The sequence below is a fragment of the Microbacterium sp. genome (assembly GCF_011620715.1).
Lineage (GTDB): Bacteria > Actinomycetota > Actinomycetes > Actinomycetales > Microbacteriaceae > Microbacterium.
The window spans coordinates 21,740-41,970 of record NZ_WOYP01000084.1 but is presented as its reverse complement, the minus strand read 5'-3'; the positions used below and the strand labels follow the sequence as shown (position 1 = coordinate 41,970).

Genomic DNA, 20,231 nt, shown 5'->3' with positions numbered 1-20,231 from the left:
AGGCTGTCTCGACACTTATCGGGTGAGAGACAATGAGGCTCCGTCGGCCGGGCATGCAGCAGCGGGCGGATGGGGAGAGGACTGGGCATGGTCGAGCCGGCGGCGGCGGACGACGCCACCCTCGTGGCGCAAGCCGCGAGCGGCAGCGAGCACGCGTTCCGCACGCTGTACCGCGCCTATGTGCGACCGGTGTACTGGCTCGCCCACGGACTCGTGGGCAACGCCTCGGACGCGGAGGACGTGACGCAGGAGACGTTCCTGGTGGCGTGGCGCAGGCTGCCCGGCCTCGAGCTGGCCGGCGACTCGCTGCTCCCCTGGCTCGTGACGGTCTGCCGCTTCCAGGCGGCGAACCGGATCCGAGCGCTGCGGCGCGACCGCGATCACACGGCCGACGCCGCGGATGACAGCATCCCGTCGACGGTGAACGTCGAGCAGCAGGTGATCGACGCCGAGTTCGCCGGCCGGATCCTGCGCGAAGTGGAGGGGCTGAGCCCCCTCGACCGCGACATCTTCCGCCTCTGCGCGACCGAGGGCTATGCCTACCTGGCCGCGGCCGAAGAGCTCGGCGTCGAACACGGGGTGATCCGCAATCGTCTCTCCCGCATCCGCACGCGAATGCGGACCGTTGCCGAGGAGAGCACATGAACACCGACCAACAGTCCCCGGCCGGGGCGTCGCGCAAGCAGCTCCCCGAACTGAGCGACGAGCGCATCGACCGGATCGAGAACTCGCTCTTCACCGAGATCTCCCGCGACCGCACGCTCCACCGCAAGCGCCGGGCCGGTGTGTGGGTCATCAGCGGCGCAGCGGCGGCCGTGATCGTCGTCGCCGCGGTGATCGCGCCGAGTGTGGGCGGCCTGATCAGCGGCTCCGCCTCCAATGAGGCTGCGGTCGCCCCCGCTGCGCCGCTCGTCGACTCCGGCGCGGGAGGTGCGGCCGATTCGAGCGCCGTGAAGGAAGGGCTGAGCAGCTCCGAAAGCGCGGGTGCCGCCGACTCCGTCTCAGGCTCCGATGTCGTGACAGAAAGTCGCGACATCATCACCACCGCGTCGGCGACCGTCGTCGTCGACGACACCACCGCCGCGGTGGCGATGATCACGGATGCCGCCGAATCGCGCGACGGATACGTCGAGTCGATGAGCATCGGCCAGCCCGGTGAGGTCATGCCGGTCGATCCGACGACGGGGATGGTCTACGAGAGCACCGCGCCGCACCCATACACGCCCGACGGCGCCTGGATCACGGTGCGCGTCCCCGCAGACGGGTTGCAGTCGCTGGTGAACCAGCTCGCGGGCATCGGCGAGGTCACCGCCTCATCTGTCAGCCGGCAGGATGTCACCGAGGTGACGCTCGATCTGGAAGCGCGCGTCGATGCGGCGCAGGCCTCGGTCGATCGGCTCACCGAGCTCATGGCGCAGGCCGGCAGCCTCTCCGACCTCATCGCGGCGGAGGCAGCACTGGCCGAGCGCCAGGCGACGCTCGAGTCGTACCAGCAGCAGCTGAAGTACTACGACGAGCAGGTCGCGATGTCGACTCTCACGGTGACGCTGACCGAGCCGGTCGAGACCGTCGCGGCGAACCCTGCCGGGTTCGGCGACGGACTCGCCGCCGGCTGGAACGGCTTGGTCGCGACGCTCAACGGCATCGTCATCGCGATCGGCTTCCTGATCCCGTGGGTGCTGATCCTCGCGATCATCGGACTCATCGCGTGGAGCATCGTCGTGCTGGTGAAGCGCCGCAGTACCCGTCAGCGTCACCGTGAGAATCCACCGCTCCTAGACTGAGCCCATGGCAGCCTCTGGGCGGCATCCGCTGCATCATGACCCGATCGTCACGGCGACTCCGAATCCCGCTCTCGACGTGAGCACCTCCGTCGACCGAGTCGTGCCCGAGCACAAGATGCGCTGCGGACCCACGGTGCTCGACCCGGGTGGCGGCGGGATCAACGTCTCGCGTGTCGTGCGCAACCTGGGCGGGCGTTCGACCGCGGTGTACGCGGTCGGCGGCCCGACCGGACAGGCATATCGCGAATTGCTCGAGCGCGAGGGAATCGCCGGCCACGCCGTGCGGATCGCCGCGAGCACCCGCGAGAGCTTCACCGTCGATGAAACCGCGACCGGCCAGCAGTTCCGGTTCGTGCTGCAGGGGCCGCATATGCGCGAACCTGAGTGGCGCGCGTTCCTGTCCGCGGTCGGCGATGACATGCCCGTCGGCGGGTACATCGTGCCCAGCGGCAGCCTGCCCCCCGGTGCGCCCGTGGACCTGTACGCCCGCATCGCCCGGATCGCGCGCGAGAAGGGTACACGGTGCGTCGTCGACACGTCGGGCCCCGCCCTGCGCGCCGCTCTCGATGAGGGCGTCTACCTGATCAAGCCGAGCCGACGCGAACTGGGCGACCTCGTGGGCGCCGAGATCGATGACGAGAACAGCATGTTGGATGCCGCGCACGAGCTCGTGCGGGCGGGGGCGTGCGAAGTGGTGGCGCTCACCCTCGGCGCCGACGGGGCGATCCTGGTGACGCGCGATGAAGCGCTGCGGCTGCCGACCCCTGAGGTTCAGGTGCAGAGCACGGTCGGCGCCGGCGACGCATTCCTCGGCGGGCTCGTGCTGCGCCTCGCCCAGGGACGCGACCTGTCGGCGGCCTTTCGCACGGCGGTCGCGGCGGGCAGTGCCACCGCGATGCTCCCCGCCACCGACCTGTGCCGCCCCGCAGACGTCGATCGGCTCGAGGCGGACTTGCAGGCGGCGTCCTGGCGTCGGCAGACCCCGGCCGCACCGTAGCGCTACGCGCGATCGACCCGCCAGAATCGCCACTTCTGCGGTCGCGTGGTTTCGGTGTCTCGACGCGCGGCGGTGCGCCGAGCCGCGGCATCCCGGCGCTCTCTCCATTCGCGCACCCAGTCGTCGGGCTCGACGGTCGGAGTCACGACAGGAGGACCGCCCAGCAGTTGCCGACGTGCCTCGATCACGCGGTGATTGAAATCCTCGAGATACTCGCGCACCTCGCCCTCACCGCGCAGGTCGTCGAGCCGCGCGGCGAGCGAGGCGTACTCCGTGCGCAAGGTGAGTGCGGGCGGTCCGAGGCCGGTCAGGCGCTCGCGTTCGATCTTGCGGCGGATCCACCAGTCCGGGCCGGTCGTCGAGCCCAGACCAGGGATCGGCTTGCCGGAACCCGGCAGGTTGTCGAAGTCACCCCGCCGGATCGCCTGCTCGATCGAGACTTCGACGATCGCCGCCTGTTCCGCTTCGCTCCAGATGCGGGATGCGGCCGGGTCATCGTCTTCGGGTGGCTCCTCGCCCCGCTCGATCGCCTGTCTGCGCAGGCGGTACCGCATCGCGGCATCCCGGATGTCTTCGGCCACGCTCACCTCCACGCGTACCTTTCCAGGGTAGACGAGCGATCCGAGAAGGCGCTCCGGGCGGTTCGATGATCCATTCACCGGAATGCGGACGGGTGGATATCGTTGCAAGGGAAATGGAACGCTTCGGCACTCTCTCTTTCGGACACTACGGACCTCTCGGCGGTGGACGGATGCTGACAGCGGGCGAATCGCTGAAGCAGGCGATCGATCTCGCGCAGGGCATGGACGACCTCGGCGTGGACGGCACCTATTTCCGGGTGCATCACTTCGCGCGTCAGCAGGCGTCCCCGATGCCGCTCCTCGCGGCCATCGCCGCCACGACGCAGCGCATCGAAGTCGGCACCGGGGTCATCGACATGCGCTACGAGAACCCCCTGTATCTCGCCGAGGAGGCTGCCGCGCTCGATCTCATCAGCGACGGCAGGCTCGCGCTCGGCGTGAGCCGCGGCTCACCCGAGTCCGTCGTGCGCGGGTACGAGACGTTCGGTTACACCGGGTCGCAAGACCCGCGCGGTGCCGACATCGCCCGCGACCACTTCGCGACGTTCCTGCGTGCCATCGACGGCGAGGGTCTGGCAGAGCGCGACGTTCACGGTCACTCCGGCGGCAGCACGGGGCTGCAGCGCATCGAGCCGCACTCGCCTGGGCTGCGTTCGCGCATCTGGTGGGGCGCCGGCAACAGCGAGTCCGCCGCGTGGGCAGGCACCGTCGGGGTGAACCTCATGTCGTCTACGCTGCTCACGGAGGCGACCGGCCAGCCGCTCGACCAGCTTCAGGCGCAGCAGATCGAGACTTTCCGCGCCGCGTGGCGCGAGGCCGGCCACGCCGGAACCCCACGGACCTCGGTCAGCCGGTCGATCTTCCCCATCACGACCGCCGAGGAGCAGATGTACTTCGGCGGCCGCCAGGGCGGCGATCAGATCGGGGTGATCGACGGCATGCGCTCGACTTTCGGAAAGACCTATGCCGCCGAGCCGGACGTGCTCGTCGAACAGTTGCTGCGGGATGCCGCGGTCCGCAGTGCCGACACGCTCATGCTCACGATTCCCAGTCAGCTGGGCGTCGAGTTCAACCTGCGGGTCGTCGAGTCGTTCGCGAGGTTCGTGGCGCCCGCGCTCGGCTGGGTGGGCACGCGGGTCTGACCCCCGGCGCCTCGACTCCGAACGGGAATGGGTGCACAGTTAGGGATGCCGGCATCCTGGTCGGCGAAGCCGACGCAAGGAGCACACGATGACCCCCGCCATCCAGGTGTCACGACTGAATCCGGGGATCTTGCAGGCGTTCATGCGCACGCAGGAGCTGCTCGTGCTCGGCACCATACCCGTCGTCGGGAGTGCGACCGCATTGCGACCGCAAGACGTCGACGGATGATCGAGCGACAGATGCGGCCGGCCACCCGGGTCGCCTTGGCTCTGGGGTCCGGCGGCGCACGGGGGTACGCGCACATCGGAGTCATCCAGGTGCTCGAGGAACGCGGCTTCGACATCGTGAGCATCGCCGGCAGCTCGGTGGGAGCGGCCATCGGCGGACTGCACTCCGCCGGAGTCCTCGGTGGGTACACCGACTGGGTGCGCTCGCTCACACAGCGCGACGTCATCCGGCTGCTCGACCCGGCGTTGAATGCGCCTGGTGCGATCCACGCCGAGAAGATCATGACACGCATGAGCGAGATGCTCGGTGGCGCAGTGATCGAAGACCTGCCGATCCCCTACACCGCCGTGGCGACGGATCTGATCCAGCGTCGCGAGGTGTGGTTCCAGAGCGGACCGGTCGATGTCGCCATCCGCGCGTCGATCGCACTGCCGAGCTTCATCACGCCGGTGATGCTGAACGGTCGGCTGCTGGCCGACGGCGGTCTGCTCAACCCGGTGCCCGTCGCACCCACCGCCGGCTCCCGAGCGGACCTGACCATCGCAGTCATCCTCTCCGGCGACGACCCCTCCAGCCGGGCGGTCACCCCGCAGCTGGCCTCCGCCGAACCCGGTCACGTCGACGAATGGCTCGAGCGCTTCCGCCGCACGGCAGCTCAGGTGTTCGACCGAGATCTGATCAGAGCGGTGACCGAGCGCTTCTCCGGCCCGCGCGCAGCGAATCCCGGGACCGCGAGTGCGCACGCAGTCGAGGAGGTGTTCGGCGAACTGCCCCCGGGCCTTCGCATGCGAGACGTGATGCAGCTCTCATTAGAGGTCATGCAGAGTCTCGTGACCGACTATCGGCTTGCCGGCTACCCCGCCGACATCTACGTCACCGTGCCCAAGGCCGCCGCGCGCACGCTCGACTTCCACAAGGCCGACGAGCTGATCGCCCTCGGCAGGGAGCTCACGATCGCCGCTCTGGACCGCGCCGGTCACCGAGGCGGTGACAGCGAGGACGAGCCGGCGCCGTCGCCGGCGTGACCATTACGCGGCGCGCGCGAGGGCCGCAAGCTCCGCGCCTGCGAGCCGCTGAGTGGTCCACTCGACCATCGGCTCGGCACCGAGCGACCGGTAGAACTCGACCGCCGGAGCGTTCCAGTCGAGCACCGTCCACTCCAGGCGGGAGTAATCGCGCTCGATGCACAGCTCGGCGAGCGAGGCGATGAGCGCCTTGCCGTATCCGCGGCCGCGCTGCGACTCGTCGATATGCAGGTCCTCGAGCCAGATGCCGTGGTGTCCGGTCCAGGTCGAATAGGTGAGGAACCAGATCGCGATGCCGACGATCTCGCCCTCACGCTCGACGACGTGCGCGAATGCCTTCGGCTCAGCTCCGAACAGCGTGCGAGTGAGTGCCGGCGCCGTGTTCTCGACGGCATCCGGTTCGCGCTCGTAGACGGCAAGGGCGCGGATGCCCGCGAGGATGCCCTGCTCGTCACCGCGGCGGGCCGCGCGGAGGGTGGCGCCGTCGGCAAGGTTTCGTGGACTCACGCTTCGAGGCTAACGGCGCCGACCGGATGCACCATCACCGGCGCCGCGAGATCGCTAGTCTGACTACAACCCTCCTCGGCGCGGGTCCCCGCCCACCTCAGACGCCGACCCGACCAGCAGAAGGAGCCGACGTGTCTCGTGACGTCCCTCTCCGCGGCCGCCGACGCCTCCTCGCCCTCGCATCACTGGCTGCTGTCAGCGCCGTGCTCGCCTCGTGCACCGCGACTCCGCCGAACGCGAGCTCACCGACGCCGAGCGGTGACCTGATCATCCCCGCCGCGCCCGAGGGTGCACTGCCCGACGCGACCCAGGCCGCGCTGCGGCAGGCGCTCGACGACACCATGGCCGAGTACGGCGTGCCGGGTGCCGCGGTCGGCGTGTGGATTCCCGGCCAGGGCAGCTGGACGACGGCCGCCGGGCTGGCCGATGTCGAGACCGGCACGTCCGCGACCACCGATATGCAGTGGCCCCTGCGCAGCGTGACAAAGTCGGTCACGGTGACGCTCATCCTCGAACTCGTCGACGAGGGCGAGATCGGCCTCGACGACACCATCGACCAGTATGTCGACGGCGTCACCGACGGTGACAAGATCACGCTGCGGGAACTGGCGAACATGTCCAGCGGCAATGCCGACTACACGAACGACAGGTTCGCAGAGGCTTTCAGTGCCGATCCGACGAAGATCTTCACGCTGGAGGAGCTGAACGGCTTCATGCTCGGCGATCCGGCGCAGTTCGCCCCGGGCACGCAGCACGTGTACACGAACGCCAACACAAACCTGCTCGGCGCGGTGGTGGAGGACGTGACCGGCGAGCCGTTCGGCGATGTGGTGAAGGATCGCATCCTCGACCCGCTGCAGCTCGAGAACACCCAGTACACGCTCGAAATCAGCACCTGGGAGAAGCCGCACCCGATCGGCTACGTGCTCGACGACGGCGAGCCGTCAGCGCAGCCCGACAACCTGTCGATCTTCGGACCGGCCGGCTCGATGATCGCCACGATCGACGACATGCGCGTGTGGGGCATCGCCCTGGCCACGGGTGCGCTGCTGACACCCGAGACGCAGGCCGATCGCCTGCTGGGGTCGCCGCTGGAGATCGGTCCGCCGTACGACATCTATGCGCTCGGGATCGGCGAGACGCAGGGCTGGTGGGGGCACAACGGCGAGGGTCTGGGGTTCACGGCCGCCGTGTTCCACAACCCCGACACCGCGGCGACGATCGTGGTGTTCATGAACCTGTCGAACGTGGTGCCGAAGGCGCACCCCGCCGATCAGCTGTTCCGCCGGATCGCGGAGGTGCTGCAGGACTGACATGGCGACAGGACCTGAGCCCGGCTGGTACGACGACGGCCAGGGCAAGCAGCGCTGGTGGGACGGCACTCGCTGGACCGAGCACTTCGTCGACCTGGGTGAGCGCGACATCGAGCTGCACGACGGTGCGGCGCCGCGGGGGCACTCCGCCGCAGCGGGCTGGTACGACGACGGCAGGGGTCGGCAGCGGTGGTGGGACGGCACTCGCTGGACGGATGCCGCACGCTTCAGCGGCACGGAGGACTCGTTCGCCGGCATCATCGTCGATGGGCGGTGGATTCACTTCGGCGGCATCAGCCGGCCCATCGCGGAAGTGACTGCCGCCTCCGTCGAGGGCGGGGCCGAACTGCTGCGCCGTGGCCGCCTCGGCAAGCCCGCGACCGCGCGCGCCCTGCATGGGGGGTCTGGTCCGATCACGCCGCGGCTTCTGCGGCGGGCGGTGGCCGGCGCGACGAGCTACATCCTCGTCGAGGTATCGGGGCAACTCTGGCTCGCGACGGTGCCCGCGGGGCAGGAGGCGCAGGCCCGGCGGTTCGCAGCCTGGATCAACACCTCGGCGCAGCACTACCGGTACCGCTGAGTCCTGGCGAGCGCCGAGGTCGGATCTTCTCGGCGGGTCGGATGTCGCACAGCGCCATCGCCGCCAGGCGTCGCAGCGCGAGGGTCGTCCGCGGCGGTGCTTTCGAAGCCGCGCTCGACTCGCCCCCTTGTATTCGGCACTCGGTGTCCTTAGTGTCGGCATTACCCGGGTGCTGACCGGGGCCCGCCTCAGGGGCTGACGCGCTCGAACGCCACCCTGTGGCGCGTATCCGACGCCGCCCGTCGTAGGTGACGGGCGTCACCCTGCCGGTGGATGCCGGCTTCACAACAAGAAGTGACGACGCAAGTCACTGCATCAAAGGAGATGACAATGGGAAGACTGGACGGAAAGGTTGCCTTCATCACAGGGGGTGCCCGCGGGCAAGGACGCTCGCATGCGGTCCGGATGGCGCAGGAAGGCGCTGACATCATCACGATCGATGTCGCGGCGCAGATCGACACCGTGCCGTACGCCATGGCGACGCCAGCCGACCTCGACGAGACGGTTCGGCAGGTCGAGGCGCTGGACCGGCGCATCGTGGCGAGCATCGCCGACGTGCGCGACTACGACGCGGTCAAGTCCGCACTCGACGCGGGGGTCGCGCAATTGGGCCACCTCGACATCGTGAGCGCCAACGCCGGGATCGAGTCGTTCGCCCCGGCCGAACAGCTGACGGAACAGCAGTTCACCGACATGCTGCAGGTGAACCTGATGGGGGTGTGGCACGCCGCCAAGGCCGCCGTACCGCACCTGCGCGCGGCCGGCGGCGGTTCGATGATCTTCACCAGTTCCATGGCGGGTCTGGCGCCGCTGGCCAATAACGCCCATTACGTCGCCGCCAAGCACGGCGTCGTCGGCCTGATGCGCACGATGGCCGTCGAACTGGCGGCGGACAACATCCGCGTCAACACGGTCAACCCCACCATGGTCAACACCGACATGGTGCAGAACGAGTTCACGTACAAGCTGTTCCGACCCGACCGCGAGAACCCGACGGTGGAGGAGTTCGCAGAGGCGGGGGCCATGATCAATCTGCTCCCGATCGCGTGGGTCGAGCCCGTAGACGTCTCAAATGCGGTGCTGTGGCTGGCATCGGACGAAGCACGCTACGTCACCGGGATCACCCTCCCCGTAGACGCGGGTGCGCTGCTGAAGTGAGACAGGGCGGGCTTCGGTGACCGGAGCCGCGCTCTCAGATTGACGCCGACGGAGACGCTGCTGCGCAGCAGCGTCTCCGTCGCGCATGATGAGCCAGCTCCATCTCGCCGGCCAGCACGGGCGGTGGGTCCTTGGTCCCTATCCGACCTCGCCGAGCAGGAGTATTGCTGAGACCATGACAAAGCTCAGCGGATCGGTGCGGTGGCCGACGATCCACAAGGACGTGGGTGCACTGAAGGTGATGCCGAACCTCGTCGACTATGAGGCGACCTGCACGTCGTTCACCTGGGAATCCGAGCGCCGCTCGCTCTCGGGACTGCCGGGGGGCGGCATCAACATCGCGTATGAGGCGGTCGACCGCCATGCCACCGGTCCGCTTGCGGCCAAGGACGCGCTTCGTTTCGTGCACGCCGACGGGGCCGTTGACGCCCTCACTTACATGGAGCTTGCCGAGAGGACCGACCGCTTCGCGAGCGTACTGCGCGACCTCCGTGTCGGTCGCGGTGAGCGCGTGTTCTCGCTTCTGGGTCGGCGTGCCGAGCTCTACGTCGCCGCGCTGGGGACGCTGAAGAACGCGAGCGTGTTCTGCCCGCTGTTCTCAGCGTTCGGACCTGAGCCGGTGCGACAGCGGATACAACTCGGCAGCGCTCGAGTGCTCGTGACGACCCGTGCGTTCTACCTGAAGAAGATCGTCTCGATTCGCGATGACCTTCCGACGCTGGAGCATGTCCTGCTGGTCGACGGAGACGACGACCAGCCGCAACCGGAGGGAACGCTCCACCTGCCGGCTCTCATGCGTTCTGCGCCACTTGCGGCTCCCATCGCGCGCACCGACGGCGACGACATGGCGCTGCTTCACTTCACGAGTGGTACGACGGGGCTGCCCAAGGGCGCGATCCACGTCCATGACGCCGTGGTGGCGCACTCGGCCACGGGGCGCTTCGCGCTCGACCTGCACCCGGACGACGTCTACTGGTGCACGGCGGACCCGGGATGGGTCACCGGAATGTCGTACGGCGTGATCGCGCCGCTCGTCCACGGGGTGACCGCCATCGTCGATGAGGACGAGTTCGACGCCGATCGTTGGTACAGCATCCTCGAGGAGCAGAAGGTGACCGTCTGGTACACCGCACCCACCGCACTTCGCATGCTCATGAAAGCAGGGAGCGATCGCGTGGCCCTACACGATCTGTCGGCTTTGCGGTTCATCGCGAGCGTCGGCGAGCCGCTGAACCCGGAGGTCGTGGCGTGGGGAGAAGAAACCCTCGGGCAGCCGATCCACGACAACTGGTGGCAGACCGAGACGGGCGGCATCATGATCGCCAACTTCGCCGCCGTCGACGTTCGGCCAGGCTCCATGGGACGACCGATGCCCGGGGTGATCGCCGCCATCGTCCTGCGCGACGAGCACGGAGATCCGGTGATGAACGGCGACGACCCAGCCCTCGCGACCGAACCCGACACGGTGGGGGAATTGGCCCTTCGGACGGGCTGGCCGTCGATGTTCCGCGGCTACCTGGGTGAAGAGGACCGTTATCGCAAGTGCTTCGTGGGTGGCTGGTACCTCACGGGCGACCTTGCTGCCTGCGACGAGGACGGGTACTTCTGGTTCGTCGGGCGAGGCAACGACGTCATCAAGTCTTCCGGTCATCTCATCGGCCCGTTCGAGGTGGAGAGCACGCTGATGGAGCACCCGGCCATCGCCGAGGCCGGGGTGATCGGGATTCCCGACCCCGTGGCGGGGGAGGTCGTCATGGCCTTCGTGGAGCTGCGGTCCGGGTGGGAACCGTCCGACGACCTCCGACGACAGATCATCGGCTTCGCGCGCAAGCGGCTGGGCGCTGCCGTCGCCCCGCGAGAGCTGGAATTCACAGACGCGTTGCCGCGCACGCGCAGCGGGAAGATCCTGCGGCGCCTGCTGAAAGCACGCGAGCTGGGTCTTCCAGAGGGAGACACCTCGACCGTGGAGGTGCCTCGATGAACGCCCCACGCAGCGGCCCTGCACACGAACACGAATCGGACGTGTCCGCCGCGGAGACGAAGAAGGGAGCGGACCTGCTGAAGCAGATGGTGCGCGTCCGGCTCCTCGAAGAGAAGTGCGTCGAGCTGTACAGTGCGGCGAAGATCCGCGGCTTCATGCATGTCTACATCGGTGAAGAGGCGGTCGCGGCGGGAGTGACTTCAGCGCTCGACTCCGAAGACGCCGTGGTGGCCACCTACCGGGAACACGGTCATGCACTCCTCAAGGGCGTCTCCGCCCGGGCCATCCTCGCCGAGATGTACGGCTTCGTCGAGGGTTGCTGCCGCGGCCGTGGCGGATCGATGCACCTCTTCGATCGCGCGACGCACTTCTACGGCGGCAATGCGATCGTCGCGGGAGGCTTGCCCATGGCCGTAGGCCTTGCGCTCGGCGCCTCCATGACGGCTCGTCGGCAAGTGACCGTCTGCTTCTTCGGGGAAGGTGCCGTTGCCGAGGGGGAATTCCATGAGGCGCTCAATCTCGCGGCGCTCTGGCAGCTGCCCGTGCTGTTCTGCTGCGAGAACAACCTCTACGCGATGGGTACCGCTCTGGTCCGCTCCGAGTCGCAGACCAATATCGCTCTGAAAGCCGCCGCCTACGAGATCCCGGCATGGACGGTCGACGGGATGGATGCGCTCGCCGTGGCCGAAGCCGCCCGACGTGCGGTCGACGCCATCCGTTCCGGTGGTGGCCCGCACTTCCTCGAACTGCGTACCTACCGGTTCCGAGCCCATTCGATGTACGACCCGGAGCGCTACCGCGACAAGTCCGAGGTGGCGACGTGGATGGAACGCGACCCGATCGACATCCTGCGGACCCGATTGAGCGAAGGCGGCCGATTCTCCGACGACGACTGGTCAGCGATGCACGCGGAAGTCACCGCGGAGATCGAGGACGCCGTGGCCTTCGCCGAAGGCGGCAGCCCCGAACCGGTCGCCGACCTCACCCGCTTCGTGTACAGCGAGGTCCCCCGATGAAGACCACGTATCGCGAGGCCATGCGCGCGGCCATCCGAGAGTCGCTGCAACGCGACGACCGCGTGTTCCTGATGGGCGAGGACGTCGGAAGCTACGGCGGCTGCTTCGCGGTGAGTCTCGGGCTCCTCGAAGAGTTCGGCCCTGAACGCATCCGTGACACACCGCTGTCGGAGTCCGGATTCGTCGGGGCCGGCATCGGCGCCGCACTCAGTGGCCTGCGACCCATCGTCGAGATCATGACCGTCAATTTCAGCCTGCTCGCCCTCGACCAGATCGTGAACAACGCGGCCAGCCTGCTGCACATGTCGGGCGGCCAGTTCAACGTGCCCATCGTGATCCGGATGACCACTGGGGCCGGTCGCCAGCTCGCGGCGCAGCACTCCCACAGCCTCGAGGGGTGGTATGCGCACATCCCCGGTCTGAGAATCCTGACGCCGGCGACGCTGGCCGACGCGCGCGGAATGCTGTGGACAGCCCTTCAAGATCCCGACCCGGTGCTGATCTTCGAGCACGGCTCGCTGTACCCGGTCGGCGGCGAGATCGCCGATGACGCCGGGGCGGTCGACATCGACAAGGCCGCGATCCGACGCTCCGGCGCCGATGTGACCCTGATCACCTACGGTGGAACGCTGCCGATGGTGCTCGATGCCGCCGACCAGCTGGCCGGCGAGGGCATCGACGCCGAAGTGATCGACCTTCGAACGCTGCGCCCTCTCGATGACGAGACGATCATCACCAGCGTCTGCAGAACGCACCGCGCGGTGGTGGTCGATGAGGGCTGGCGCAGCGGCGGCATCTCGGCGGAGCTGAGCGCCCGGATCAGTGAGCAGGCGTTCTACGATCTGGATGCCCCGGTCGGGAGGGTGTGCAGCGCAGAGGTGCCCATCCCCTTCGCCCGCGACCTCGAGTTGGCGGCCCTGCCGTCGATCGAACGCGTCATCGCAGCCGCGCATGAGGCGGTGGGGCATGGGTGAGTTCCGGATGCCCGCGCTCGGCGCCGACATGGAGCGCGGCACGCTGATCGAGTGGCTGGTCAAGCCTGGCGACCACGTTCACCGTGGCGAACTCGTCGCGGCGGTCGAGACCGACAAGTCGGTGATCGACGTGGAGACGTTCGAAGACGGCATCATCGCCGAGCTGCTCGCGGACGTCGGCGACGTGCTCCCCATCGGGGCACCGCTTGCGCGGATCACTCCCGCACCTGGGTCGGGCGCGGCGGTCGAGCCTCCTCCGGCTGCCGAGAAGGTGGCGTCCCCTCAGACCCCGGTGAGCCGATCGGCGCATCCGAGCGCGCGACCCGCGGTCAGCCCACCGGTTCGTCACCTCGCCAAGACCGTCGGCGTCGACCTGTCCACAGTTCACGGCACCGGTCACGGCGGCGCGATCACGCACGCCGACATCGAGCGCGCCGGGAGCCCGGTGGCACCCACGGCGGACACGGCACCCGGGCGGCGCACGCGGTCCTCGCCTCGCGCGCGAAAACTCGCGGCCGAGCGCGGCATCGACCTCGCAGCGGTCGTGGGCACCGGCCCGGACGGCGTGGTGAAGGCTGACGATGTGCCGGCGGTGACGGATGCGACCCCGACCGCTGTCCTTGCTGAGGAGCCGAAGCGACCTGCCCCGAAGACGCCCAACGCCCCGGCGACGACCGCAGAACGCACAGCGGGTCTGCGTCGGACCATAGCAACACTCATGGCCCGTTCGAAGAAGACCATCCCCCACTACTACCTGAGCACGACCATCGACATGCGGGCCGGCATGTCGTGGATGGAGAGGGCGAATGCCGGACGACCCCTCTCTGCGCGCCTCGTTCCTGCGGCTCTGCTGCTCAAGGCGACGGCCCTCGCCGCACATGAGGTGCCCGAGATGAACGGGTACTTCGTCGACGACCGGTTCCAGCCCAGTACGAGGGTCAATCTCGGGATGGTGGTCGCTCTCAGAACGGGTGGCATCGTTGCGCCGGCGCTCCTCGACGCGGGTGGCCTGGGCCTGGACGAGTTGATGGAGCGCCTGCGCGACGTCGTCAGCCGCGCGCGCGGCGGTCGACTGCAACGCGCCGAGATGGCCGAGGCGACCATGACCGTGACGAATCTCGGCGACCTGGGGGTGGACAGCGTGTTCGGCGTGATCTACCCACCGCAGGTGGCCCTCGTCGGATTCGGTCGCATCGTGAAACGCCCCTGGGTGCACGAGGGAATGATCGGAGTGCGCGACGAACTGACCGCGACCTTGGCTGCCGATCACCGAGTGAGCGACGGGATGCGCGGTGCGCGCTTCCTCAGTCGCATCGACGAACTGCTCCAGGAGCCGGAGAAGCTATGAACATGCAGGAAGCCAGGGCCGCCGTGGCGGCCGCGTTCGCACAGATCGCACCGGATATCGAGCCGTCCGAGCTCACCGAGGATGCCAGGCTGCGCCAGGACCTCGACATCGATTCACTCGACTTGCTGCGACTCATCCAGGTGATCGCAGACACGACCGGTGTCAACACGCCCGAAGACGACTACCGGCAGCTCGCCACGGTGGGCGGCTTCATCCGATACGTCGCCTCGCACGGATGACGCTGCGGCTCCCTGGACTCGCCAACGAGAAATGCCCGTCCATTCGGACGGGCATTTCTCGTTGGTGACCCCAGCGGGATTCGAACCCGCGTTACCGCCGTGAGAGGGCGGCGTACTAGGCCGCTATACGATGGGGCCGCTTGCGCAACCGTTCGATTATGCCATGGGCCCGGCATCCGGACAAATCACGCTCGAGCCCGCCGAGGCCGCTTGCCCAGAGGCATCCGGTCGAGTTGACTCGACGCATGCGAGTCACCAAGCACCACCATGCCGCCCTCACCGTGCACGAGTCGGGAAAAACGCTCGTCATCGATCCCGGATCGTTCACCGACCCGCTCGTCGACCTCGGCGACGTGGTCGCGATAATGCTCACGCATGAGCACCCCGATCACTGGACGCCCGACCACCTCGACCGGTTGCTCAAGAACTCCCCTGACGCCCCGATCTTCGGACCCGAAGGCGTCGCGAAGGCCGCGGCCGGCTACGACATCACCGTCGTGCGCCCCGGCGAAACCGTCACGGTCAAGCCGTTCACGCTGCGCTTCTTCGGTGGCACGCACGCGATCATCCATGAAACCATTCCCGTCGTCGACAATGTCGGCGTGCTCGTCAACGACCAGCTCTACTACCCGGGCGACTCGTTTGCGGTACCGAAGAGCGTCGACGTCGAACTGCTCGCCGCACCCATCGGCGCTCCGTGGCTCAAGGTCGGCGAAGCCATGGACTTCGTGCTCGCCGTCGCCCCGCACCAGGCATTCGGCACGCACGATATGACACTCTCCGTGATCGGTCGCGCGATGCACCGGGCGCGCCTGCGCTGGGCGACCGAGAAGAACGGCGGGGAATTCCTCGAGCTCGACCCCGGCGACTCCGTCGACATGTAGACGTCGACATGTAGACGTCGACATGGAGAGACACAGATGCGCTATTCGGCGTCGAGATCCGTCTCCAGCAGCGTCACCAGCTCGTCGAGAGCCTGCTCGGACCCTTCGCCCTCGGCCTTGAGAGTCACGACGGTGCCTTGCGAGGCTCCGAGACCCATCAGCGAGAGGATGCTGCCCGCGTTGAGGTCGGCACCCCCTTCGACAGCGATCGTGACGGGGATCTTCTTCTCCTGAACGGCCTGCACGAAGAGCTTCGCGGGCCGCGCGTGCAAGCCGGAGCTGCTCGCGATTGTTGCCTGACGTTCTGCCATGGTCTTGCTTGCCTTTCGTAGGAGACTGCTGACTCCAGCATTCCGCATTGGGCATGCGGGTGCGAGGGTTCAGGCCGCAACAGCGGCGACCTGCGGGTTGGCTTCCGCTTCGGCGAGCTCCTTCGGCGCAATGAAGCGCTTGAAGGCGACGACGAGAAATCCGGTCACCACGACACCGGCTGCCAGTGCGACCAGGAAGCCCCAGATCGGGCTGATCGCGAACAGCACGAAGATGCCGCCGTGAGGCGCGTACGACGCCACCTGGAACAGCATGCACAGCGCGCCGGTGACGGCACCGCCGACCATCGAGGCAGGGATCACCCGGAGCGGGTCGGCCGCCGCGAACGGAATCGCACCCTCGGAGATGAATGACGCTCCCAGCAGCCAGGCCGCCTTGCCGTTCTCCCTCTCGACCGGCGTGAACAGCTTGCGTGCCAGCACCGTGGAGGCCAGCGCCATCGCCAGCGGCGGGACCATGCCCGCAGCCATGACCGCGCCCATGATGTACAGCGGAGCCGGGTTGTCGACAGATCCGGCGGCGAGGCCGGCGACCGCGAACGAGTACGCCACCTTGTTGATCGGACCGCCGAGGTCGAAGCACATCATGAAGCCGAGGATGATGCCGAGCACCACCGCGGATCCACCTGACCCGGTGAGGCTGTTCAGCCAGTCGGTCAGCCAGGTCATCAGCGTCGCGATCGGGCGACCGAGGAACAGGATCAGCAGACCCGAGGCGACGATCGACCCGACGAGCGGGATGATGACGACCGGCATCAGGCCGCGCAGCCAGCGCGGAGCGGGCAGGCGCCCGAGCCACCAGGCCACGAGACCGGCCAGCAGACCGCCGACGATACCGCCGATGAAGCCCGCGTTCATGAGCACTGCGACCGCACCGGCCACGAAGCCCGGTGCGATACCCGGGCGATCGGCGATCGCGAAGGCGATGTACCCGGCCAGCGCCGAGACGAGGAAGCCCATCGAGGTCGCGCCGATCATGAACAGCACCGCGCCGAGGTACTGACCAAGGGGTCCGAAGGGCGACGTGATGTCAGTGGTCGGCAGGTCCCACAGCGAGTTCTGCGTGATGATCGTCGAGGCGTTGGCGGTGATCTCGTAGCCCCCGAGGGCGAAGCCCAGAGCGATGAGCAGACCGCCACCGGCGACGAACGGGATCATGTAGCTGACACCGGTGAGCAGGATCCGCTGGATGCGGGCACCGAATGAGATCTGAACCGTCGAGCTCGCTCCCGCCTCATCAGCGGTGCCGCTGACACGAGCGCCGTTCGGGTTCTTCGCGGTCGCGATCGCCTCGGCGATGAGCGCGTCGGGCTGCTCGATGCCGCGCTTGACTCCCGACCGCACGACCGGCTTGCCGGCGAAGCGACCGGGCTCGCGCACATCCACGTCGGTCGCGAAGATGACGGCATCAGCGTTCGCGATCACGTCGTTGGGCAGCGCCTGATAGCCGCTCGAGCCCTGCGGCTCGACGACCAGGTCGATTCCCGCCTTCTTGCCGGCCGCGGTCAGGGCGTCGGCTGCCATGAACGTGTGCGCGATGCCGGTCGCACATGCGGTGACTGCGACGAGGCGGGCCGGGTGGCCGTTGATGCTGAGTGCGTCGGAGGCGGATGCCGCGGCCGTGGCGGCGGCAGCCGGAGCAGCTGCAGCAGCCGGTGCGGGGGCGGCATCCGCCTCGCCGATCGCGGTGCGCACGATCGCGACGACCTCGTCGGGAGTCGCGGCAGTGCGCAGGCCGGCGGTGAAGTCATCCTGCATGAGGCTGCGGGCGAGCTTCGACAGCACCGCCAGGTGCGCCTCGGCAGCACCCTCGGGTGCGGCGATGAGGAACACCAGGTCGGCGGGTCCGTCCGAGGCACCGAAGTCGACACCGGGCTTGAGTCGCGCGAAAGCGAGCGACGGGGTGACGACGGCCGAGCTCTTCGCGTGCGGGATCGCAATGCCGCCGGGAAGGCCGGTCTCGTCCTTCTGCTCACGGGCCCACGCGTCGGCGAACAGCGCCTCGGGGTCCGTGGCGCGACCCTGGGCGGTCACCCGTGCGGCGAGGGCACGGATCACGGCCGCCTTGTCGGCGCCGAGCGGGGTGTCGAGAGACACCAACTCTGGCGTGATGGTCTGGGACACGATGACCTCCTATGGTCTGCACAGCGTTGGAGCGGTGGGGTGGGATCAGGTGGCGAGCTGTCGGACGACGACCTCGCCCGCGGGCAGGTCGTCGGGGGTGGGAGCCTGAGTGCCGGGGAGGGAAGCTGCGGCCGCGCCGTAACGGACCGACCGACGCAGCCGGCCGGGCGGGTCCTCACCCGCGACATCTGCCAGCAGGTAACCGGCGAGCGAGCTGTCGCCGGCGCCGACCGTGCTGACGACACGGATGCGCGGGGGTGTCGCCTGCCACGCTCCGTCGGCGCCCACGAGCACGGCGCCGTCAGCGCCCAGCGTGACGAGCGCGGCCGCGACCTTTGCGGGAACGAGCGCGCGGGCAACGGGCAGCACCGCGGTGGCGAGGTCTGCGCCCGGCTCGAGATCCACTCCGACGAGCTCGGCGAGTTCTTCGTCGTTCGGCTTGATGAGGTCGGGCGATGACCCTTCGACCACGGCCCGCAGCGCCGCACCCGAGGTGTCGATCGCGATGCGGGGGGCGTCGGCTCCCCAGCGGCCGCGCACGGCACGGGTGATCTCGACGTAGAGAAGGTCCCCCGCGCCCGGCGGCAGCGAGCCGGCGAGCACGAGCCAGCTCGCACCCTCGCTCGCCTGGACGACGGCGGCGATCAGCGCGTCCACGTCGGTCGGCGAGAGGGTCGCGCCGGGAAGGTTGAGTTTCGTGGTGACGCCGTCGGGGTCGGTGATGGTCACGTTCGCGCGCACGTGGCCCTCGACCGGAACGATCCGGGCCGGAACGTGCGAGGCCCGCAGCGCGGAGGCGAAAGGGTCTTCTTCGGCCAGCGGGAGAACCGCCAGCGCCTCCACGCCGGCGGCGGCGACGACTCGGGCGACGTTGATGCCTTTGCCGCCGGCGTCTTCGCGGGCCGAAGCAGCAGACTGCACCTCGCCGGGCTGCAGCGCGGCATCGAGGGTGATCGTGCGGTCCAGCGACGGGTTCGCGGTGAGAGTGACGATCCGTCCATGGTTGACAGAAGTCATGCGAGCCACACCTCCACACCGGCGTCGGAAAGCGCTTCCGCCAGCTCGGCATCGGGCGCGGCATCCGTCACGAGAACATCGATCGCATCGAGGGACGAGAAGCTGACGAGCAGTTCGCGTCCGAGCTTCTCGGAGTCGGCGACGACAACGACGCGGCGTGCAGCCCGCACGATCGCGGACTTGACCGCCGCCTCGTCGGGGTCGGGCGTGCTCAGGCCGAAAGAGGCCGAGATGCCGTTGGTGCCGAGGAATGCGATGTCGGGTCGCAGCCGTTCGATCGCGCGCACGGTGTCGGCACCGACAGCGGCCGCGGTGACGGTGCGCACGCGTCCGCCGATCACGGTGAGGGCGGCATCCGGCGCGCCCGCCAGCGTGTGCGCCAGGGTCATCGCATGCGTGACGATCTCGGCCTGACCGGCCGTGATCGCCAAGCGATCGGCGAGTTGGGCGGCGACGGCGTCGGTCGTCGTGCCGGCGTCGAGGTAGAGCGAGCCACGGAACCGGTCTCCGATGAGCTCGAGCGCACGACGTGCGATCGCCGCCTTCGCATCCCTGCTCAGGTGGGAGCGTTCGGCGAGCGTCGGCTCGGCGGTGCTGTCCCGATCGCGGGTGACCGCGCCCCCGTGGACGCGGCGCAGGGCGCCGATGCGCTCGAGCTGGTCGAGGTCGCGGCGCACGGTCTCTGTGGTCACCTTGAAGCGGCGGGCCAGTTCGATGACGCTGACGCGGCCCTCATCGAGCAGCAGCCGCTCGATGAGCTCCTTGCGCTCCATTGCGTACATGCGAACTCCTCCGTGAATTTCCCACACATTACAACACAAAACAACACATACACAACCCATTGCCTGAATCGGCGCTGTCGAGGGGTGCACGAATAGCCCTCGACCGAATTCGATAGCCACCAGAACCTCGTTCGGGGGCTGGTGACGAGCCCTGCCGGATCGGTTCCGGATGCCGTCCACGCCTCAAGTCCGTAGAAGGCTGGTAGCGCATGGGGACTCGG

At 68.4% G+C, this 20,231-nt stretch carries 21 protein-coding genes and 1 tRNA gene; 15 read left to right on the top strand and 7 right to left on the bottom strand.

Annotated features, from left to right (window positions below; translation table 11 throughout):
• Positions 1-87: 87 nt before the first annotated feature.
• Genes QZV84_RS08460 through QZV84_RS08450 form a run of 3 tightly spaced genes read left to right on the top strand, consistent with a single transcriptional unit; the run spans position 88 to position 2,781 of the window.
• Positions 88-645: a sigma-70 family RNA polymerase sigma factor gene (locus QZV84_RS08460; RefSeq protein WP_292828504.1), complete on the top strand. Its 558-nt coding sequence runs from the start codon at positions 88-90 to the stop codon at positions 643-645.
• Positions 642-1,784 carry a DUF4349 domain-containing protein gene (locus QZV84_RS08455; protein WP_292828222.1) on the top strand — a complete coding sequence of 381 codons (1,143 nt, stop codon included), beginning with the start codon at positions 642-644 and terminating at the stop codon, positions 1,782-1,784. Before QZV84_RS08460 ends, QZV84_RS08455 begins: the two co-directional genes overlap by 4 nt.
• Positions 1,785-1,788: 4 nt before the next feature.
• Positions 1,789-2,781, top strand: a complete 993-nt coding sequence (locus tag QZV84_RS08450) for a 1-phosphofructokinase family hexose kinase (protein ID WP_292828218.1) — start codon at positions 1,789-1,791, stop codon at positions 2,779-2,781.
• 2 nt (positions 2,782-2,783) lie between these two features.
• On the opposite strand, the gene QZV84_RS08445 is transcribed toward QZV84_RS08450, so the two are convergent.
• Positions 2,784-3,362 carry a DUF1992 domain-containing protein gene (locus QZV84_RS08445; RefSeq protein ID WP_292828215.1) on the bottom strand — a complete coding sequence of 193 codons (579 nt, stop codon included), beginning with the start codon at positions 3,360-3,362 and terminating at the stop codon, positions 2,784-2,786.
• Between the two features lie 113 nt (positions 3,363-3,475).
• Here QZV84_RS08445 and QZV84_RS08440 point away from each other — a divergent pair, with 113 nt between their 5' ends.
• The 3 genes from QZV84_RS08440 to QZV84_RS08430 all read left to right on the top strand — a co-directional run bounded on the left by QZV84_RS08440 (position 3,476) and on the right by QZV84_RS08430 (position 5,758).
• The gene (locus QZV84_RS08440) at positions 3,476-4,504 is read left to right on the top strand and encodes an LLM class flavin-dependent oxidoreductase (protein ID WP_292828212.1); all 1,029 of its coding nucleotides are present in this window, start codon (positions 3,476-3,478) and stop codon (positions 4,502-4,504) included.
• Positions 4,505-4,592: 88 nt separating this feature from the next.
• Positions 4,593-4,733, top strand: a complete 141-nt coding sequence (locus QZV84_RS08435; RefSeq protein ID WP_292828209.1) for a hypothetical protein — start codon at positions 4,593-4,595, stop codon at positions 4,731-4,733.
• On the top strand, positions 4,730-5,758 hold the full coding sequence (locus tag QZV84_RS08430) for a patatin-like phospholipase family protein (RefSeq protein WP_292828206.1): 1,029 nt from the start codon (positions 4,730-4,732) through the stop codon (positions 5,756-5,758). Before QZV84_RS08435 ends, QZV84_RS08430 begins: the two co-directional genes overlap by 4 nt.
• 3 nt (positions 5,759-5,761) lie before the next feature.
• On the opposite strand, the gene QZV84_RS08425 is transcribed toward QZV84_RS08430, so the two are convergent.
• Positions 5,762-6,265 carry a GNAT family N-acetyltransferase gene (locus QZV84_RS08425; protein WP_292828203.1) on the bottom strand — a complete coding sequence of 168 codons (504 nt, stop codon included), beginning with the start codon at positions 6,263-6,265 and terminating at the stop codon, positions 5,762-5,764.
• 131 nt (positions 6,266-6,396) lie between these two features.
• On the opposite strand from QZV84_RS08425, the gene QZV84_RS08420 reads away from it, so the two are divergent.
• From QZV84_RS08420 to QZV84_RS08385, 8 genes are all read left to right on the top strand, one after another.
• Positions 6,397-7,578 carry a serine hydrolase domain-containing protein gene (locus tag QZV84_RS08420; protein WP_292828201.1) on the top strand — a complete coding sequence of 394 codons (1,182 nt, stop codon included), beginning with the start codon at positions 6,397-6,399 and terminating at the stop codon, positions 7,576-7,578.
• 1 nt (position 7,579) lies between these two features.
• Positions 7,580-8,158 carry a DUF2510 domain-containing protein gene (locus tag QZV84_RS08415; protein ID WP_292828198.1) on the top strand — a complete coding sequence of 193 codons (579 nt, stop codon included), beginning with the start codon at positions 7,580-7,582 and terminating at the stop codon, positions 8,156-8,158.
• A 273-nt stretch (positions 8,159-8,431) separates the two neighbouring features.
• Entirely contained in the window at positions 8,432-9,316 is an 885-nt protein-coding gene (locus tag QZV84_RS08410; RefSeq protein ID WP_363331896.1) for a mycofactocin-coupled SDR family oxidoreductase, read from the top strand.
• 175 nt (positions 9,317-9,491) lie between these two features.
• The gene (acsA, locus tag QZV84_RS08405; RefSeq protein ID WP_292828192.1) at positions 9,492-11,297 is read left to right on the top strand and encodes an acetate--CoA ligase; all 1,806 of its coding nucleotides are present in this window, start codon (positions 9,492-9,494) and stop codon (positions 11,295-11,297) included.
• A gap of 41 nt (positions 11,298-11,338) precedes the next feature.
• Positions 11,339-12,313, top strand: a complete 975-nt coding sequence (pdhA, locus tag QZV84_RS08400) for a pyruvate dehydrogenase (acetyl-transferring) E1 component subunit alpha (RefSeq protein ID WP_292828189.1) — start codon at positions 11,339-11,341, stop codon at positions 12,311-12,313.
• The gene (locus tag QZV84_RS08395; RefSeq protein ID WP_292828186.1) at positions 12,310-13,287 is read left to right on the top strand and encodes an alpha-ketoacid dehydrogenase subunit beta; all 978 of its coding nucleotides are present in this window, start codon (positions 12,310-12,312) and stop codon (positions 13,285-13,287) included. Before pdhA ends, QZV84_RS08395 begins: the two co-directional genes overlap by 4 nt.
• Positions 13,280-14,635, top strand: coding sequence for a 2-oxo acid dehydrogenase subunit E2 (locus QZV84_RS08390; RefSeq protein ID WP_292828184.1), 1,356 nt, complete (start codon positions 13,280-13,282; stop codon positions 14,633-14,635). Before QZV84_RS08395 ends, QZV84_RS08390 begins: the two co-directional genes overlap by 8 nt.
• Positions 14,636-14,637: 2 nt before the next feature.
• Positions 14,638-14,874, top strand: a complete 237-nt coding sequence (locus tag QZV84_RS08385) for a phosphopantetheine-binding protein (protein ID WP_363331895.1) — start codon at positions 14,638-14,640, stop codon at positions 14,872-14,874.
• Between the two features lie 62 nt (positions 14,875-14,936).
• Here the strand turns inward: QZV84_RS08385 and QZV84_RS08380 are convergent.
• Positions 14,937-15,012 (bottom strand) — tRNA-Glu (locus QZV84_RS08380).
• A gap of 107 nt (positions 15,013-15,119) precedes the next feature.
• Between QZV84_RS08380 and QZV84_RS08375 the strand changes: the two genes are divergently transcribed.
• The gene (locus QZV84_RS08375) at positions 15,120-15,758 is read left to right on the top strand and encodes an MBL fold metallo-hydrolase (protein WP_292828178.1); all 639 of its coding nucleotides are present in this window, start codon (positions 15,120-15,122) and stop codon (positions 15,756-15,758) included.
• A gap of 41 nt (positions 15,759-15,799) precedes the next feature.
• On the opposite strand, the gene QZV84_RS08370 is transcribed toward QZV84_RS08375, so the two are convergent.
• The 4 genes from QZV84_RS08370 to QZV84_RS08355 all read right to left on the bottom strand — a co-directional run bounded on the left by QZV84_RS08370 (position 15,800) and on the right by QZV84_RS08355 (position 20,010).
• Complete coding sequence (locus QZV84_RS08370) at positions 15,800-16,069, bottom strand: HPr family phosphocarrier protein (RefSeq protein ID WP_292828175.1); 270 nt, start codon at positions 16,067-16,069, stop codon at positions 15,800-15,802.
• 69 nt (positions 16,070-16,138) lie between these two features.
• Positions 16,139-18,211: a fructose-specific PTS transporter subunit EIIC gene (locus QZV84_RS08365; protein WP_292828172.1), complete on the bottom strand. Its 2,073-nt coding sequence runs from the start codon at positions 18,209-18,211 to the stop codon at positions 16,139-16,141.
• A 45-nt stretch (positions 18,212-18,256) separates the two neighbouring features.
• Positions 18,257-19,228: a 1-phosphofructokinase gene (gene pfkB / locus QZV84_RS08360; RefSeq protein ID WP_292828169.1), complete on the bottom strand. Its 972-nt coding sequence runs from the start codon at positions 19,226-19,228 to the stop codon at positions 18,257-18,259.
• Entirely contained in the window at positions 19,225-20,010 is a 786-nt protein-coding gene (locus tag QZV84_RS08355) for a DeoR/GlpR family DNA-binding transcription regulator (protein WP_292828166.1), read from the bottom strand. Before QZV84_RS08355 ends, pfkB begins: the two co-directional genes overlap by 4 nt.
• Between the last annotated feature and the right edge of the window lie 221 nt (positions 20,011-20,231).

Excerpts from the sequence above, each read along its gene's own strand:
- QZV84_RS08430 (WP_292828206.1), top strand. The coding sequence starts at position 4,730 with ATGATCGAGCGACAGATGCGGCCGGCCACCCGGGTCGCCTTGGCTCTG.
- QZV84_RS08460 (WP_292828504.1), top strand. The coding sequence starts at position 88 with ATGGTCGAGCCGGCGGCGGCGGACGACGCCACCCTCGTGGCGCAAGCC.
- QZV84_RS08450 (WP_292828218.1), top strand. The coding sequence starts at position 1,789 with ATGGCAGCCTCTGGGCGGCATCCGCTGCATCATGACCCGATCGTCACG.
- QZV84_RS08370 (WP_292828175.1), bottom strand. The coding sequence starts at position 16,069 with ATGGCAGAACGTCAGGCAACAATCGCGAGCAGCTCCGGCTTGCACGCG.
- acsA (WP_292828192.1), top strand. The coding sequence starts at position 9,492 with ATGACAAAGCTCAGCGGATCGGTGCGGTGGCCGACGATCCACAAGGAC.
- QZV84_RS08375 (WP_292828178.1), top strand. The coding sequence starts at position 15,120 with ATGCGAGTCACCAAGCACCACCATGCCGCCCTCACCGTGCACGAGTCG.
- pfkB (WP_292828169.1), bottom strand. The coding sequence starts at position 19,228 with ATGACTTCTGTCAACCATGGACGGATCGTCACTCTCACCGCGAACCCG.
- QZV84_RS08435 (WP_292828209.1), top strand. The coding sequence starts at position 4,593 with ATGACCCCCGCCATCCAGGTGTCACGACTGAATCCGGGGATCTTGCAG.
- QZV84_RS08390 (WP_292828184.1), top strand. The coding sequence starts at position 13,280 with ATGGGTGAGTTCCGGATGCCCGCGCTCGGCGCCGACATGGAGCGCGGC.
- QZV84_RS08455 (WP_292828222.1), top strand. The coding sequence starts at position 642 with ATGAACACCGACCAACAGTCCCCGGCCGGGGCGTCGCGCAAGCAGCTC.
- QZV84_RS08385 (WP_363331895.1), top strand. The coding sequence starts at position 14,638 with ATGCAGGAAGCCAGGGCCGCCGTGGCGGCCGCGTTCGCACAGATCGCA.
- QZV84_RS08355 (WP_292828166.1), bottom strand. The coding sequence starts at position 20,010 with ATGTACGCAATGGAGCGCAAGGAGCTCATCGAGCGGCTGCTGCTCGAT.
- QZV84_RS08440 (WP_292828212.1), top strand. The coding sequence starts at position 3,476 with ATGGAACGCTTCGGCACTCTCTCTTTCGGACACTACGGACCTCTCGGC.
- QZV84_RS08415 (WP_292828198.1), top strand. The coding sequence starts at position 7,580 with ATGGCGACAGGACCTGAGCCCGGCTGGTACGACGACGGCCAGGGCAAG.
- QZV84_RS08410 (WP_363331896.1), top strand. The coding sequence starts at position 8,432 with ATGCCGGCTTCACAACAAGAAGTGACGACGCAAGTCACTGCATCAAAG.
- QZV84_RS08395 (WP_292828186.1), top strand. The coding sequence starts at position 12,310 with ATGAAGACCACGTATCGCGAGGCCATGCGCGCGGCCATCCGAGAGTCG.